Below are 14733 nucleotides of genomic sequence, written 5' to 3' on the forward strand. Positions count from 1 at the left end.
TGCGACTGGGTGCCCGGACCATAGGCACGCGGCTGCGGACAGACAAGCCGGGGACAAGCATGGAAGCTCATGAGACAAGGCTCAAGCGGCTGCGGATACGCAGCTGGCGGCGCGGCATGAAAGAGATGGACCTGATTCTCGGCCCCTTCGCGGATCACGAGCTGGAATCGCTGAACGACAGCGATCTGGACCAGTATGAGGCGCTTCTGGAGGAGAACGATCAGGATCTTTACCCCTGGATCACCGCCCGGCTGGGCAATGCACGGCCCGGTCCGACCCCGCTTTTGCCCATGCTGGACAGGGTTGCGCGCTTTGCCCATCAGCGGCTGGCAGGGAAATAGGCGCAATTTTATCTAACACCGCCAGGATTAACTGAAGTTTGGGAAATTTGCGGCATGATGGCGACAACGAAGCCATGAAAACGGACACCGCATATGCCCCAGCGCAGCCCCATCCACTCGGCGCCCGCACTGCGACCGCTGCCGCGGACCACTCGGACCGAAGCCTATCTTGAAAGCCTGCAGATCCTTGAGCGGCTGCACCGCCTGCTGCTGGATCTGGTCAAGGACGAATTCGAACGCCTGGGCCGCACCGACCTGACCCCGGTGCAGGCATTGCTGATCTATAATCTGGGCACGGCCGAGGTCACGGCGGGTGAGCTGCGCTCACGCGGCATGTATCAGGGCTCGAACGTGTCCTATAACCTGAAAAAGCTGGTCGAGCTGGGTTATGTCCATCACGAGCGCTGTGACATGGACCGCCGCGCGGTCCGGGTGCGGCTGACCCCCGAAGGGCAAGAGGTGCGCGACCGTGTCAGCGATCTCTTCGCTCGCCATGCCGAGGGGCTGGAGCTTTCCGGCGTGCTGGATGACCCCGCCATCGAAACCGTGAACCTGCAATGGCGACGGGTCGAGCGTTTCTGGGCCGAGCAGATACGCTATATCTACTGATCGCACCAGCTGCCGCCCGCACCGACATGTGATGTTCGCGGCAGCGGCTTCGATAGCCGCACCGGACGGGCGTAACGGGTATATACCGTCGAAAAGGTCATATGGGACGGCCTGAAAGTCAGACGGAACGGCCTGACAGTTTCGGGGCAACCACGCCTGTCTGTTCAGCGCCTGTCTGTTCAGCCGCCGAGTGCGATATCGACGGACATCCTTTGCGCACGCATCCACTGCATGGCCGGGATCGTGGCATGACGGACCGCCCCTATTTCGGGGCGATCATCATCACCATCTGGCGCCCTTCCAGCTTGGGCATCGATTCGATCTTGCCGGCATCACCGACATCGCCGGCGACGCGGTTCAGAAGCTCAAGCCCCAGCTGCTGGTGGGCCATTTCGCGACCGCGGAAGCGCAGGGTCACCTTGACCTTGTCGCCCTCGCCCAGGAATTTCATCACCGAGCGCATCTTGACGTCGTAATCATGGGTATCGGTCCCGGGACGGAACTTGATTTCCTTGATCTCGATGATCTTCTGCTTCTTGCGGGCCTCGGCTTCGCGCTTTTGCTGTTCGTATTTGAACTTGCCAAGATCCATGATCTTGCACACCGGCGGCACGGCATTGGGCGAGATCTCGACCAGATCCAGCCCGGCATCCTGCGCAAGCTCCAGCCCGCGCGCGGGCGTCACGACACCGATGTTTTCCCCGTCAGCTCCGATCAGACGGATTTCTGCGACGCGGATGCGTTCATTGACGCGGGGGCCGGTGTCACGGGTGGGCGGAGCGTTATGCGGTCTGCGGGCTATGGCGGTGTTCCTTGCATGGCCGGGGGTTCAGGCCGGTTAAATAGTCGTGCCCGCCCCGAGATACAACCGGATTCGCAATAAGATGCGCGGGAAAGCCGCGGCTTGCATACCGTTCGCGCCGTGATTGCGCGCGGCGCTTTCCCCCATTGCCGCGCCGTGACATAAGAACGCATTGATGCGCTGCCCGAGAACCGCCGATGCCTTGCCTGCCCCTTTTCGCCACCAGTCCCGACGACGAGGCCGCTTGCCGGATCGGGACCGCGGCGCCATGACGGCTGGTTCGCTGGCCGCATTCCTGGGATCCGACCGCGCGCGGCTGGCGCGGGGTCCGATCGCGGTGCTGCTCATCGAGGATGAATCCGCGGTCCGCCAGACGCTGGCCCATCATCTGCAGGCCGGATTCCGCCTGGTCCTCGCGCTTTCGCCCGAGACGCTGCCCGCTCATGCCCTGCCCGATGACGCCGAGGGGCGCATCGTCAATCTGATCCATGATTGCCGCCAGCCATCGGCGCATGTCGCGGCAGTGAACGCGATCATCGATGCGGTGCCGCCCGATACCTGGCTGTATTACGGCTACAATGCGGAATTCCTGTTCTATCCCTTTTCGGAAAACCGCAGCGTGGGCGAGATGCTGGCCTTTCACGCCGAGGAACGGCGCAGCGCCATGCTGACCTATGTCGTCGACCTTTATGCGCCAGACCTGACGCGGTATCCCGATGCGGTCAGCCTTGACGAGGCGATGTTCGACCGCGCCGGCTATTATTCGCTGGGGCGCCGCGATCGCGACGGCACCTATAAAGAGCGCCAGCTGGACTTTCACGGCGGGCTGCGCTGGCGCTTCGAGGAGCATATCCCGCGCGACCGCCGCCGCATCGACCGGATCGCGCTGTTCCGCACCCGGCCGGGGCTGCGGCTGCTGGCCGATCACCGCATGAATGACGAGGAATACAACACCTATTCCTGTCCCTGGCACCACAACCTGACAGCGGCGGTGGCCTCGTTCCGGGTCGCCAAGGCGCTGGTCCGCAACCCCGGCTCGCGGGTGCATATCAACAGCTTCACCTGGCGCAGCTCGCATCCGTTCCGCTGGAACTCGCAGCAGCTGATGGATTTCGGGCTGATGGAGCCGGGCCAGTGGTTCTAGGCTCGGCCTCGCCATGGCTTGCGCGGCGCGAACCGCGCATCCGGGCCGCGGACGATCTGCGCGACGATGGCGACGTTGATTATGCGCGCGTCATCCATTCGGCGCCGTTTCGCCGCCTGCAGGGCAAGACCCAGATCCTCAACCTTGGCGACAGCGACTTTTACCGGACCCGCCTGACCCATTCGCTGGAGGTGGCGCAGATCGCCGGCGGATTGGTGATGCAGCTTGCGGGCACGTTTCCGCAGCATCCGGTCACGGCTGCCCTGCCCGGCCACAGCCTGATGCAGGCCGTTGCCTGCGCGCATGATCTGGGCCACCCGCCCTTTGGCCATGGCGGCGAGGTCGCGCTGAACTATTGCATGCGCGATGCCGGTGGCTTTGAAGGGAATGGCCAGACCCTGCGCATCCTCACCCGCCGCAGCGACGCCTTGCCTGAGGCCGGGGTAAACCTGACCCGCCGCAGCTTGCTCGGCGTGCTGAAATATCCGGCGGCCCATGCGCGCGTCGCCAATCCGGCGATCCGTCCGGCATTGCAGGATCGGGGATCGGTCCTGCGCATTCTTGACGTTGCCGCCTCGACCCCGCCGAAATGCTATCTCGACAGCGAGGCGGGCATTGTCGACTGGATTCTTGCGCCGCTGCCGCAAGACGATCGCACCCTGTTCACGCAGGTTCGGGACATCGGCGGCAACCATTCGGAAACGATACATAAATCGCTTGACTGCTCGATCATGGACGTCGCCGACGACATCGCCTATGGCGTCCATGACCTAGAAGATGCCATCGCGCTTGGACTGGTCCGGGCCGAGGATTTCCGCCTGGCGGTTCCGGCCGACATCTGCGCCCCGTTCCAGCACCCGCATGACCGGATCATCACCGCGCTGTTTGGCCCAGCCCATGAGCGCAAGGCGATGATCGGCGCTCTGGTTCATCATTTCATCGCCAGCGTCCGCGTGACAACGGATGACCGCTTCGACACGCCGCTGCTGCGCCATCGCGCCACCCTGCACGAACAGCCGCGCGCCTTCCTCAAGGCTTTGAAGAGGTTCATCTATGATGCGGTGATCCGCAGCCCCGAGGTGCAGCAACTTGAGTTCAAGGGTCAGGCCATGGTCATCGCCGTCTTCGAGGCGCTGCAGTCCGACCCCGCACGGCTGCTGCCCCTGGGCTGGCGCGCACGCTTTGCCAAGGCCGATGGCGATCCCCGGGTCATTTGCGACCATGTTGCCGGGATGACCGACACCTATCTGCTGAAAACCTATGAGCGGCTGTTCGCACCACGCATGGGCTCGGTCTTCGACCATCTGACAAGCGGCTGAAAGGCGCAACGCGCCGCGGCCTCTGAACCCATCCGATCGGTGCCGCGCATCCGCGATGGCGGGACTGCGTCTTTGCGCAGCCATCGGCAGGAAAGCAGATCAGAACAGCGATTTCTGGTCTTTTTCGGGCTTGGGTTTCCGGGCGGGTTTCTGAGACGGGGATTCGGGCCGAGCGGCGATGCGGCCATCAAGGAACTCGATCTCGAAACGCGGCGTCTGGGCCGCGTCCTCGGCGCGGGTGATCAGGCCGGCGGGGCCATGGACCACGGCATAGCCGCGTTTCAGGGTTTCCTTGTAGCCCAAGGTCTGGCGCAGGCGGTCGAGACGGTCGAGCCTTTCGCGCCGCGGGGGCAGCAGGCGGGCCATCGCGGCGATCAGGCGGCGGGCCAGCTGTGCCGTGCGCTCGCGGTCGCGGGCGATGTTGCGCGTGGCATCGCCAAGCATCCGGGCGCGGGCGCGGATGAGGCGCGGGCCAAGATCGTTCAGGCGTTCGGTGCGGCGGGTCTGCTGGCGCATCATAGCCAGCGGCAGGCGCTGGCTTTGGTCGATGAGCCGGTCGCGGCGGTTACGCAGGCTGACCCGCAGTGCCGAAAGCGACAGCGGCAGTGCGCTGAGCCTGTCGCGGCGCGCGCGCACGAAGCCTCTGAGCGCAGGCTCCAGCCGCCCGGCGATCAGATCAAAGCGTTGCCGCGCCGGGTCGGTCAGTGCCTGCGGGCGGCCAAGCGCGCGGCCCAGATCGGTCAGGCGCTGGCGCTGGCGCTCGCCCCGCTGGCGGCTGGCACGGATCATGCGCGCGCCGATCTCGGAGAGGCGCGCGGCAAGCTCGCTGCGCACCGGCACCGCCATTTCGGCGGCGGCGGTGGGCGTCGGCGCGCGGCGGTCCGAGGCGAAGTCGATCAGTGTGGTGTCGGTTTCATGGCCCACCGCCGAGATCAGGGGAATTTCGCTTGCGGCAGCGACGCGGACAACGATTTCTTCGTTGAAGCCCCAAAGATCCTCAAGGCTGCCGCCGCCCCGCGCGACAATGATCAGATCGGGACGCGGGATCGGGCCGTCCTTGGGTAAGGCATTGAAACCCTGAATGGCGGCGCTGACCTGCGGGGCGCAGCCCTCGCCCTGAACTGCCACCGGCCAGATCAGCACCCGGGTCGGAAAGCGGTCGCGCAGCCGGTGCAGGATGTCGCGGATGACCGCCCCCGAGGGCGAAGTCACGACCCCGATCACACGCGGCAGATAGGGCAGCGGGCGTTTGCGGGCATCGTCGAAAAGCCCCTCGGCGGCCAGTGCCTTGCGGCGCTTTTCCAGCATCATCATCAGGGCGCCGGCGCCGGCCGGTTCGATTTCCTCGACGATCAGCTGGTATTTGGACTGGCCGGGAAAGGTGGTCAGGCGGCCGGTGGCGATGACCTCGATGCCTTCCTCGGGGCGGGTCGAGAGACGGGCGGCCTGCCCCTTCCACGAGACCGCCGCGATGACCGAGCGGTCGTCCTTGAGGTCGAAATAGACATGGCCCGAGGAGGGGCGCGAGACGCGGCCGATCTCACCCCGGACGCGGACGCGGCCGAATTCGCCCTCGAGCACGCGTTTGACCGCGCCCGAGATCTCGGAGACGGTGAATTCATGCGCGTTGCTGCCGGGGCCCGGTTCGGGCGTGTCGTCGAAAAGCTCCATCCGCCGGTTCTGGCGCGGGCGGGCGGCCGGATCAAGGGGATTGATCCCGCGCAAGCCAGTTCCTAGAAGGCGGCAACAGTCGCAAAGGGGACCTGCGCCATGAACATCCTGATCCTTGGCAGCGGCGGGCGCGAACATGCGCTGGCCTGGGCGATCCGGCAAAATCCGAAATGCGACCGGCTGTTTGTCGCACCCGGCAATCCCGGGATGGAGCCGATGGCGCGGCTGGCGGCGCTGGATATCCTGTCCGGCCCCGCCGTGATCGGCTTTTGCGAGGAAAATGCCATTGATCTGGTGGTGATCGGCCCCGAGGCGCCCTTGGCGGCTGGCGTTGCCGATGATCTGCGCGCGGCGGGGATTCTGGCCTTTGGCCCGTCCAAGGCGGCGGCGATGCTGGAGGCCTCGAAAAGCTTCACCAAGGAGGTCTGCGATGCCTGCGGGGCGCCGACCGCTGCATGGGCGCGCTTTGATGCCGCAGAACCCGCGCGCGCCTATATCCGCGCGCAAGGCGCCCCCATCGTCATCAAGGCCGACGGTCTGGCCGCTGGCAAGGGCGTGACCGTGGCCATGACTGAGACTGAGGCTCTCGACGCCATCGACCGTGCCTTTGGCGGCGAATTCGGCGCGGCCGGCGCCGAGGTGGTGATCGAGGAATTCATGGCCGGCGAAGAGGCCAGCTTCTTCATCCTGTGCGACGGCACCGATTGCCTGCCCGTCGGCACGGCGCAGGACCACAAGCGCGTGGGCGACGGCGATACCGGGCCGAATACCGGCGGCATGGGTGCCTATTCCCCGGCGCCGGTGCTGACGCAGGCCATTCAGGATCAGGTTATGGCCGAGATCGTGCGTCCGACCGTGGTCGAGATGGCGCGGCGTGGGACGCCGTTTCAGGGCGTGCTTTATGCCGGGCTGATGATCGAGAACGGCCATGCCCGGCTGGTCGAATACAATGTCCGCTTCGGCGATCCGGAATGTCAGGTGCTGATGATGCGGCTGGGCGCGCAGGCGCTGGACCTGATCCTGGCCTGTGCCGAGGGGCAGCTTTCCGAAACCGCCGTCACCTGGGCCGAGGATCACGCCCTGACCGTGGTTCTGGCCGCGAATGGCTATCCGGGCGACTATCGGAAGGGCAGCGTGATCGGGGGCATGGACGCCCTGCCCGAGGATTCGTCGCATATGGTCTTTCATGCCGGAACCGCGCTGAAGGACGGGCAGTTGGTTGCGACTGGCGGGCGCGTGCTGGCCGCGACCGGGCGCGGTGCGACGCTGACCGAGGCGCATGGCCGCGCCTATGCCTTGGCCGATGCGATCGACTGGCCGGGCGGGTTCTATCGCCGCGATATCGGCTGGCGCGCCTTGTGATCCGGTCGCGCCTGCTGCACGGTCGCATGGATATTTGGATGAAGAAGAAGATCGGGCAGCGCATCATTGGCGCGGCCCGCTTTTTTGTGCGGGCAGGAAATTTCGGGCGGGCGCGATTTCGGTCTTTTCAAGCCGCTGGCCGCGCATTTATAGTCCCGGCCATGACACGGAAGCGACACATCGCCACTGACAGGGACGCGCCCATGGGCGCGCGTTTCGTCGTGCTGCCCCGCGGTCTGCTTCTTCTTACGCTGCGCTGAGCGGGTCTCCGGGCCACCGCTCAGTCAGGTTCGTGCCCGGCAAGACCACGGACAGACCATGATTTGCGTAAGAAAGACCCGAAATGACCGATAAAAGCCGCGTATTGATCTTTGATACCACGCTGCGCGATGGCGAGCAGTCGCCCGGCGCCACCATGACCCATGCCGAAAAACTGGAAATCGCCCAGATGCTGGACGAGATGGGTGTCGATATTATCGAGGCCGGTTTCCCCATCGCCTCGGAAGGCGATTTCGCCGCTGTTTCCGAGATTGCAAAACAGACCAGGAATGCCGTGATCTGCGGGCTGGCGCGGGCGCAGTTTCCCGATATAGACCGCTGCTGGGAGGCGGTGAAACACGCGAAACGCCCCCGCATCCACACCTTCATCGGCACCTCGCCGCTGCACCGCGCCATTCCCAATCTGGACATGGACCAGATGGCCGAGCGCATCCAGCAGACCGTCAGCCATGCCCGCAACCTGTGCGACAATGTGCAGTGGTCGCCCATGGACGCCACCCGGACCGAGCATGACTATCTGTGCCGCGTGGTCGAGATCGCCATTAAGGCCGGCGCCACCACCATCAATATCCCCGACACCGTCGGCTATACCGCGCCGCGCGAAAGCGCCGAGCTGATCCGCATGCTGCTGGAGCGGGTGCCGGGCGCGGACGAGATGATCTTTGCCACCCATTGCCATAACGATCTGGGCATGGCGACCGCCAACAGCCTTGCCGCCGTCGAGGCGGGTGCCCGCCAGATCGAATGCACCATCAACGGTCTGGGCGAGCGTGCCGGAAATACCGCGCTGGAAGAGGTGGTGATGGCGCTGAAGGTGCGCCATGACATCATGCCCTTCAGCACCGGGATCGACACCACGAAGATCATGGGGATCTCGCGCCGTGTCGCCGCCGTCTCGGGCTTTCCGGTGCAGTTCAACAAGGCCATCGTCGGCAAGAACGCGTTCTTGCATGAGTCCGGCATCCATCAGGACGGCGTGCTGAAAAACGTCGAGACCTTCGAGATCATGCGCCCCGCCGATATCGGCCTCAATGAGGCCAATATCGCCATGGGCAAGCATTCGGGCCGCGCCGCCCTGCGCGCCAAGCTGCGCGATCTGGGCTATGAGCTGGGCGACAATCAATTGAAGGACGTCTTCGTGCGCTTCAAGGCGCTGGCCGACCGCAAGAAGGAAATCTACGACGACGATCTGGTCGCGCTGATGCAGGACAGTTCCGCCAATACCGACAGCGATTTCCTGCAGGTCAAGCATCTGCGGGTGGTCTGCGGCAGCGACGGGCAATCGGCCGACCTGACCTTGGTTGTGGGGGACGAGGAAAAGACCGTCCACGCGACCGGCGACGGGCCGGTGGATGCCTGCTTCAACGCCGTCAAGGCGATCTGGCCGCATCAGGCGCGCTTGCAGCTCTATCAGGTCCATGCCGTAACCGAGGGCACCGACGCCCAGGCCACCGTCAGCGTGCGGATGGAGGAGGACGGCCGCATCGCCACCGGGCAGGCCGCCGATACCGACACGATCCTGGCGAGCGTCAAGGCCTATCTCGGGGCGCTGAACCGGCTGAAGGTCCGCCGCGAAATGGTCGGCGAAGGCACCGACACCAAGCAGGTCAGCATGTATTCGCACTGATCGCCGGACGGGATCACGGGATCGGGGCGGCCGCTCAGGCCGCCCCTTTCCTTTGCACGAAGCTCAGGTCGGCGCCTTGCAGAAAGGGAAAATCCTCGGCCAGCGCCGACTGGAAATCCTCGGCGCTCAGCGGCAGGAACCATTTCGGGAAATTCGCGACGATGGTCGCGACCGAGTCGCCCTCGTCCCAGCGCGTCTGCACATAACCGAACCCGCCATTATCCGAGAAGGCCGGGAAATGCTTGGGCAGGTCGAAATGGTTCACCGCATAGATCGCACGCCCCGAGCCGCGCATGCGCAGCGCCGCACCCGCGCCCAGAAAGGCCTGATGCGTCTGCCAGTAGCTGACCGGCTCGGCGTCATAGCTGCCCACGACCAGCCCGCGCGGATAGCTGATCGCGAATGCCGGCAGATCGGCAAACCGGCGGGCATGGTGGCGGATTCGCGCGACGTGATGGCGGCTGAAGGCATCGTCGTCATCGACGCGGAACTGGATCACCGGCCGGCCCGCCGCCTCGGCCGCGCGGCGCAGCGGCATGCGCAATGCCGCCTGCGTATCGCGCTCGTCGGAGAGAAGGATCTGGATCTGCGGCACATCCGCGCAAAGATCGTAAAGCCGTTCCAGCCAGAGCTGCGGCATCTCGGGCGAGGTCAGGATCCAGAAGCTGAAATCCGCATCGGTCTGCGCCTTGACCGAGGGCAGGCAGAATGTCTCGAATGCCTGGAACCGGCGCTGCAGCCGCTCGGGCGCGTAAAGCAGGCCGGCGCGCCGGGCCAGCATTTCCGCCACGTCGGCCCGTGCATTTTTGGTTTCGTACCAGTCGCATTTTCCAAGAAAGGAAAAGCGGCAAATTCCCACGATATCGTCGCGCAACAAATAGCCTTTCCGTCAAAGCCGCCGCTTGCGACGGTAGGAATAGGGCCTGGCCGGGTCAAGCCGGGCAAAGCGGTCACATCTCGGCGACGCAGCGCGCAGATGCAACTTTCGGGTTTTCCCGCGCCGGGCCAGGGCCTATATGACGTCATCCTCGGCGGGGCGACTCGCCGGGCAATCGGGCAATGTCCGCTCGCTAAGAGCGGCGAAACGGTCGTCATGGCAGGGGCGGCAGAAGGGATCCTCACATGGCCTTTGGCGGTCTGTTTTCCACCGATATCGCGATCGACCTCGGGACCGCGAATACGCTGATCTATGTCAAGGGCAAGGGCATCATCCTGAACGAGCCCTCGGTCGTGGCCTATCACGTCAAGGACGGCAAGAAGCAGGTGCTGGCCGTGGGCGAGGACGCGAAACTGATGCTGGGCCGCACGCCCGGCTCGATCGAGGCCATCCGCCCGATGCGCGAAGGCGTCATCGCCGATTTCGACAGCGCCGAGGAAATGATCAAGCATTTCATCAAGAAGGTGTTCCGGCGCACGACGTTTTCAAAGCCCAAGATCATCGTCTGCGTGCCCCATGGCGCAACCCCGGTCGAGAAACGCGCGATCCGCCAGTCGGTCCTGTCGGCAGGCGCCCGCAAGGCCGGCCTGATCGCCGAGCCCATCGCCGCAGCCATCGGCGCGGGCATGCCGATCACCGAGCCGACCGGCTCCATGGTCGTCGATATCGGCGGCGGCACCACCGAGGTCGCGGTGCTGTCCCTTGGCGACGTGGTCTATGCGCGCTCGGTCCGGATCGGCGGCGACCGCATGGATGACGCGCTGATCAATTACCTGCGCCGCAACCACAATCTGCTGATCGGCGAATCGACCGCCGAGCGGGTCAAGACCCAGATCGGCACCGCTCGCATGCCCGATGACGGGCGTGGTGCCACGATCATGGTGCGCGGCCGCGATCTGCTGAACGGCATCCCCAAGGAAATGGAAATCACCCAGGCCATGGTCGCCGAGGCGCTGGCCGAGCCGGTGCAGCAGATCTGCGAGGCGGTGATGGTCGCGCTGGAGGCCACGCCCCCCGATCTGGCCGCCGATATCGTTGACCGCGGCGTCATGCTGACCGGCGGCGGCGCGATGCTGGGCGATCTGGATCTGGCGCTGCGCGAGCAGACGGGCCTGTCGATCACGCTGGCCGACCAGCCGATGAGCTGCGTCGCGCTGGGGACCGGCAAGGCGCTCGAGTTCGAAAAGCAGCTGCGCCACGTGATCGATTACGACAGCTGATCTCAGGCCCATGGCGCGCAAGGGCCCTGATTACGCGGCGCCCGTTCGCCGCATCCTCGTCTCGCTGCTGGTGCTGGTGCTGCTGGCGGTGTTCCTGTTCTGGCAGATCGACAGCCCGCGTGCCGAGCGCATGCGGGCCGCGATCATCGACCGTTTCGTGCCCAGTTTCGAATGGGTGATGGCGCCGGTGACGAAACTGTCGCGCATGGTCGCGGGCTTTCAATCCTATTCCCGCCTTTACGAACAAAATCAGGAACTTCGACGCGAGTTGCAGAAGATGTCGGCCTGGAAAGAGGCCGCCGTCCAGCTGGAGCAGGAAAACGCCAAGCTGCTGGCGCAGAACAATGTCCGCATCGACCCGGCGCTGACCTCGGTTTCGGGGGTGGTGCTGACCGACAGCGGCACGGCCTTTCGGCAATCAGTCTTGCTGAACGTGGGCGCGCGTGACGGCATTCTGGACGGCTGGGCGACGATGGACGGGCTGGGGCTGGTCGGGCGCATCTCGGGCGTGGGCGAAAGCACCAGCCGGGTCATGCTGCTGACCGATCCGACCAGCCGCATTCCGGTCACCATCCTGCCCTCAGGGCAGAATGCGCTGCTGGGGGGGGACAATACCGCCCTGCCGGCGCTGGATTTCATCGAAAGCCCGGAAAATATCCGCGCCGGTGACCGCGTGGTCAGCTCGGGCGATGGCGGGGTGTTTCCACCCGGTCTGCTGGTCGGACAGCTGGCGCAGGCCAGCGACGGGCGGTGGCGGGTGCGTCTGGCGGCCGATTACGGGCGGCTGGAATTCCTGCGCGTGCTACGCAGCCACCCGACCGAGCGGCTCTCTGACACCGGCCTGCTGATCCCGCCGCCCGCGGCCGAATTCATCGGCCCGCCCATGCCGCCCCTGCAGGCGCTGGCCCGGGATACGTCCGAAATCGACGGGGCCGCGGATGATTGAACCGCTGCGCCGCCAGCGGATGCTTGGGCAGGCGCTGTTCGTCCTGCTGTTTCTGGCGATCCTGTTCTGGCGGCTGGTGCCGATGGCGCCGGGGCGCGTCTTCTGGCCCGGACCGGACCTGTCGCTGTGCCTGGCAATGGTCTGGGTGCTGCGCCGCCCCGATCAGGTCCCGGTGCTGACCATCGGCCTGATCTTTCTCATCGAGGACATCATCCTGCTGCGGCCCATCGGGCTATGGGCGGCGGTCATGGTCATCGGCACCGAGGCCGCACGTAAGCGTGAGGCCGGTTGGCGCGAGCTTCCATTCATGGTTGAATGGCTGCGCGTGGCGATCCTGATGGCGGTGATGATGGCGGGATATCGTTTCCCGATGGCGGTGTTCTTTCTGCCGCTGCCGCCGCTGGGGCAGGTGATCTTGCAGTATATCGCCACCATCGCCGCCTATCCGCTGGTGGCGGGGCTTGCGGGCTGGCTTTTCGGCCTGCCCCGCAACCGCGCCGAAAGTGACACGAGGCTTCGCTGAAAGATGCGCAAATCACAAAAGGAAATCGCCGAAAGCAGCCGCTCGATCTCGCGGCGCGGGCTGATGCTGGGGGTGATCCAGGCGGCGGTGGTCTCGGTCATGGGCCTCAAGCTGCGCTCGATGCAGATCGAGCATGCCGACGAATACCGCCTGCTGTCGGACGGCAACTCGATCAATATCCGGCTTTTGCCGCCGGCGCGCGGGCTGATCCTGGACCGTAACGGCACCATCATCGCCGGCAATGAGCAGAATTACCGCGTCACCCTGACCCGCGAAGAGGCGGGCGATGTCTCGGCCGTGATCGCGCGGCTGCGCCGCATCATCCCGATGAGCGACCGTCAGGCCGCCGAGATCCTCGAGGAGATTCGCAAGCGCAGCGCCGTCACCCCGGTCATGGTCGCCGATCGCCTGACCTGGCCGGAATTTTCCTCGATTGCGCTGAACGCCCCCGCCCTGCCCGGCGTCACCCCGGAATCGGGCCTGTCGCGCAGCTATCCGCGCGCTGGCGATTTCGCCCATGTGCTGGGCTATGTCGGGCCGGTATCCGATTACGACCTCTCGAAGATCGAGAACCCCGACCCGGTCCTGCGCCTGCCCGAATTCCAACTGGGCAAGGTCGGCATGGAGGCCAAGCTGGAGGAGGCGCTGCGCGGCAAGGCCGGCGCCCGCCGGGTCGAGGTGAACAGCGCCGGGCGCGAGATGCGCGAGCTGTCGCGGATCGAGGGCCAGCAGGGCGCCACCGTCCAGACGACGCTGGATGCGGGTTTGCAGAATTTCGCCACCCAGCGGCTGGGCAATGAAAGCGCCGCCGCCGTGGTCATGGACGTGACCAATGGCGACATCCTGGCGATTTCCTCGTCGCCGGTCTTTGACCCGAACATGTTCGTGCGCGGCATTTCCGGCCCCGATTACCGCATCTTGATGCAGCACGATCACCGGCCGCTGGCCGACAAGACCGTGCAGGGCGCCTATCCGCCCGGCTCGACCTTCAAGATGGTGACGCTGCTGGCCGGGCTTGAGGCGGGCGTCATCAATCCCGGCTCGCGCTTTTACTGCCCGGGCTATACGCAGGTCGCCGGCCGCAAGTTCCATTGCTGGAGCCGGGGCGGCCATGGCACGGTCGACGCGGTCCAGAGCCTCGAACGGTCCTGCGACGTCTATTATTACGAGCTGGCGCAGCGCGTCGGCATCGACCGCATCGCCGAGATGGCGCGCAAGCTGGGCATCGGCGTGCGCCATGAACTGCCCATGTCGGCCATTACCGAAGGCATCGCCCCGGACCGCGCCTGGAAAATGGCCCGCTATCAGCAGGAATGGCAGGTCGGTGACAGTCTGAACGCCTCGATCGGTCAGGGCTATGTGCTGGCCTCGCCCCTGCAACTGGCGGTGATGGCCTCGCGGCTGGCGACGGGCCGCGCGGTCGAGCCGCGCCTGGTGCGCTCGATCGACGGGGTGGTGCAGCCGGTGCCGGAATGGCCGGAACTGGGCATCAACCCGCTGCATCTGCGCACCGCCCGCGCCGGTATGGATGCGGTGATGAATGGCAGTCACGGCACCGCGCGGCGCATGCGCATCATTGCCCCCGAATGGCAGATGGCCGGCAAGACCGGCACCAGCCAGGTGCGCAACATCACCGCCGCCGAACGCGCCCGCGGCGTCATCAAGAACGAGCAGCTGCCTTGGGACCGCCGCGACCATGCGCTGTTCGTCTGCTTCGCGCCCTTTGACATGCCGCGCTATGCGGTCTCGGTCGTGGTCGAGCATGGCGGCGGCGGCTCGGCCGTGGCGGCGCCGGTGGCGCGCGACATCCTGCTTTACGCGCTGGCGGGGGGGCTGCCGCCCCTTTCCGCCTATCCCGATGGCGAGCGTGCCAAGGTCGAGGAAATGTGGTCGAAGATGAACCTGATGCCGACGCCCGCACCCAGCCCCGGCACCGAAAGGGCCAAGGCCTAG

General features: G+C 65.5%; 14 protein-coding genes. 11 read left to right on the forward strand and 3 right to left on the reverse strand.

The genetic code is table 11. From position 1 onward, the window contains the following. Positions 1 to 59: 59 nt before the first annotated feature. Together DFP89_RS10805 and DFP89_RS10810 are read left to right on the forward strand one after the other, a co-directional pair. Complete coding sequence (locus DFP89_RS10805; RefSeq protein WP_181870312.1) at positions 60 to 341, forward strand: FAD assembly factor SdhE; 282 nt, start codon at positions 60 to 62, stop codon at positions 339 to 341. A 93-nt stretch (positions 342 to 434) separates the two neighbouring features. Beyond that, positions 435 to 950, forward strand: coding sequence for a MarR family winged helix-turn-helix transcriptional regulator (locus DFP89_RS10810; RefSeq protein ID WP_114349400.1), 516 nt, complete (start codon positions 435 to 437; stop codon positions 948 to 950). Between the two features lie 262 nt (positions 951 to 1212). Here the strand turns inward: DFP89_RS10810 and infC are convergent, their stop codons facing one another. Then, positions 1213 to 1752, reverse strand: coding sequence for a translation initiation factor IF-3 (gene infC / locus DFP89_RS10815; protein ID WP_114349401.1), 540 nt, complete (start codon positions 1750 to 1752; stop codon positions 1213 to 1215). A gap of 268 nt (positions 1753 to 2020) precedes the next feature. Here infC and DFP89_RS10820 point away from each other — a divergent pair, with 268 nt between their 5' ends. Together DFP89_RS10820 and DFP89_RS10825 are read left to right on the forward strand one after the other, a co-directional pair. Next, positions 2021 to 2896 (forward strand): glycosyltransferase family 2 protein, encoded by an 876-nt coding sequence (locus DFP89_RS10820; RefSeq protein WP_114349402.1) that lies wholly within the window; start codon positions 2021 to 2023, stop codon positions 2894 to 2896. Continuing rightward, a complete protein-coding gene (locus tag DFP89_RS10825) occupies positions 2887 to 4215 on the forward strand; it encodes an anti-phage deoxyguanosine triphosphatase (RefSeq protein ID WP_114349403.1) in 1329 nt (442 codons plus the stop codon). The genes DFP89_RS10820 and DFP89_RS10825 overlap by 10 nt, the downstream gene beginning before the upstream one ends. Before the next feature lie 99 nt (positions 4216 to 4314). Here the strand turns inward: DFP89_RS10825 and xseA are convergent, their stop codons facing one another. Next, positions 4315 to 5886 (reverse strand): exodeoxyribonuclease VII large subunit, encoded by a 1572-nt coding sequence (gene xseA, locus DFP89_RS10830; protein WP_114349477.1) that lies wholly within the window; start codon positions 5884 to 5886, stop codon positions 4315 to 4317. A gap of 99 nt (positions 5887 to 5985) precedes the next feature. Here xseA and purD point away from each other — a divergent pair, with 99 nt between their 5' ends. From purD to DFP89_RS10845, 3 genes are all read left to right on the forward strand, one after another. Then, entirely contained in the window at positions 5986 to 7248 is a 1263-nt protein-coding gene (gene purD / locus DFP89_RS10835; RefSeq protein ID WP_114349404.1) for a phosphoribosylamine--glycine ligase, read from the forward strand. Positions 7249 to 7286: 38 nt separating this feature from the next. Then, on the forward strand, positions 7287 to 7508 hold the full coding sequence (locus DFP89_RS10840; RefSeq protein WP_114349405.1) for a hypothetical protein: 222 nt from the start codon (positions 7287 to 7289) through the stop codon (positions 7506 to 7508). 83 nt (positions 7509 to 7591) lie between these two features. Beyond that, a complete protein-coding gene (locus tag DFP89_RS10845; RefSeq protein ID WP_114349406.1) occupies positions 7592 to 9154 on the forward strand; it encodes a 2-isopropylmalate synthase in 1563 nt (520 codons plus the stop codon). A gap of 34 nt (positions 9155 to 9188) precedes the next feature. Here DFP89_RS10845 and DFP89_RS10850 read toward each other — a convergent pair whose 3' ends face one another. Further along, positions 9189 to 10028, reverse strand: a complete 840-nt coding sequence (locus DFP89_RS10850; RefSeq protein WP_114349478.1) for a glycosyltransferase — start codon at positions 10026 to 10028, stop codon at positions 9189 to 9191. 248 nt (positions 10029 to 10276) lie between these two features. Between DFP89_RS10850 and DFP89_RS10855 the strand changes: the two genes are divergently transcribed. From DFP89_RS10855 to mrdA, 4 genes are read left to right on the forward strand one after another with little or no spacing between them, the layout of a single operon-like run. Next, a complete protein-coding gene (locus tag DFP89_RS10855) occupies positions 10277 to 11311 on the forward strand; it encodes a rod shape-determining protein (RefSeq protein ID WP_114349407.1) in 1035 nt (344 codons plus the stop codon). 10 nt (positions 11312 to 11321) lie between these two features. Then, complete coding sequence (mreC, locus tag DFP89_RS10860) at positions 11322 to 12257, forward strand: rod shape-determining protein MreC (protein WP_114349408.1); 936 nt, start codon at positions 11322 to 11324, stop codon at positions 12255 to 12257. Further along, complete coding sequence (locus DFP89_RS10865) at positions 12250 to 12780, forward strand: rod shape-determining protein MreD (RefSeq protein ID WP_114349409.1); 531 nt, start codon at positions 12250 to 12252, stop codon at positions 12778 to 12780. The genes mreC and DFP89_RS10865 overlap by 8 nt, the downstream gene beginning before the upstream one ends. Positions 12781 to 12783: 3 nt before the next feature. Continuing rightward, a complete protein-coding gene (gene mrdA / locus DFP89_RS10870) occupies positions 12784 to 14733 on the forward strand; it encodes a penicillin-binding protein 2 (RefSeq protein ID WP_114349410.1) in 1950 nt (649 codons plus the stop codon).

It is taken from the genome of Paracoccus lutimaris (assembly GCF_003337565.1).
GTDB lineage: Bacteria > Pseudomonadota > Alphaproteobacteria > Rhodobacterales > Rhodobacteraceae > Paracoccus > Paracoccus lutimaris.

Coding starts and splice junctions, on each gene's coding strand:
- DFP89_RS10805 (WP_181870312.1), top strand. CDS start 60: ATGGAAGCTCATGAGACAAGGCTCAAGCGGCTGCGGATACGCAGCTGG.
- DFP89_RS10810 (WP_114349400.1), top strand. CDS start 435: ATGCCCCAGCGCAGCCCCATCCACTCGGCGCCCGCACTGCGACCGCTG.
- DFP89_RS10820 (WP_114349402.1), top strand. CDS start 2,021: ATGACGGCTGGTTCGCTGGCCGCATTCCTGGGATCCGACCGCGCGCGG.
- xseA (WP_114349477.1), bottom strand. CDS start 5,886: ATGGAGCTTTTCGACGACACGCCCGAACCGGGCCCCGGCAGCAACGCG.
- purD (WP_114349404.1), top strand. CDS start 5,986: ATGAACATCCTGATCCTTGGCAGCGGCGGGCGCGAACATGCGCTGGCC.
- DFP89_RS10840 (WP_114349405.1), top strand. CDS start 7,287: ATGAAGAAGAAGATCGGGCAGCGCATCATTGGCGCGGCCCGCTTTTTT.
- DFP89_RS10845 (WP_114349406.1), top strand. CDS start 7,592: ATGACCGATAAAAGCCGCGTATTGATCTTTGATACCACGCTGCGCGAT.
- DFP89_RS10855 (WP_114349407.1), top strand. CDS start 10,277: ATGGCCTTTGGCGGTCTGTTTTCCACCGATATCGCGATCGACCTCGGG.
- mreC (WP_114349408.1), top strand. CDS start 11,322: ATGGCGCGCAAGGGCCCTGATTACGCGGCGCCCGTTCGCCGCATCCTC.
- DFP89_RS10865 (WP_114349409.1), top strand. CDS start 12,250: ATGATTGAACCGCTGCGCCGCCAGCGGATGCTTGGGCAGGCGCTGTTC.
- mrdA (WP_114349410.1), top strand. CDS start 12,784: ATGCGCAAATCACAAAAGGAAATCGCCGAAAGCAGCCGCTCGATCTCG.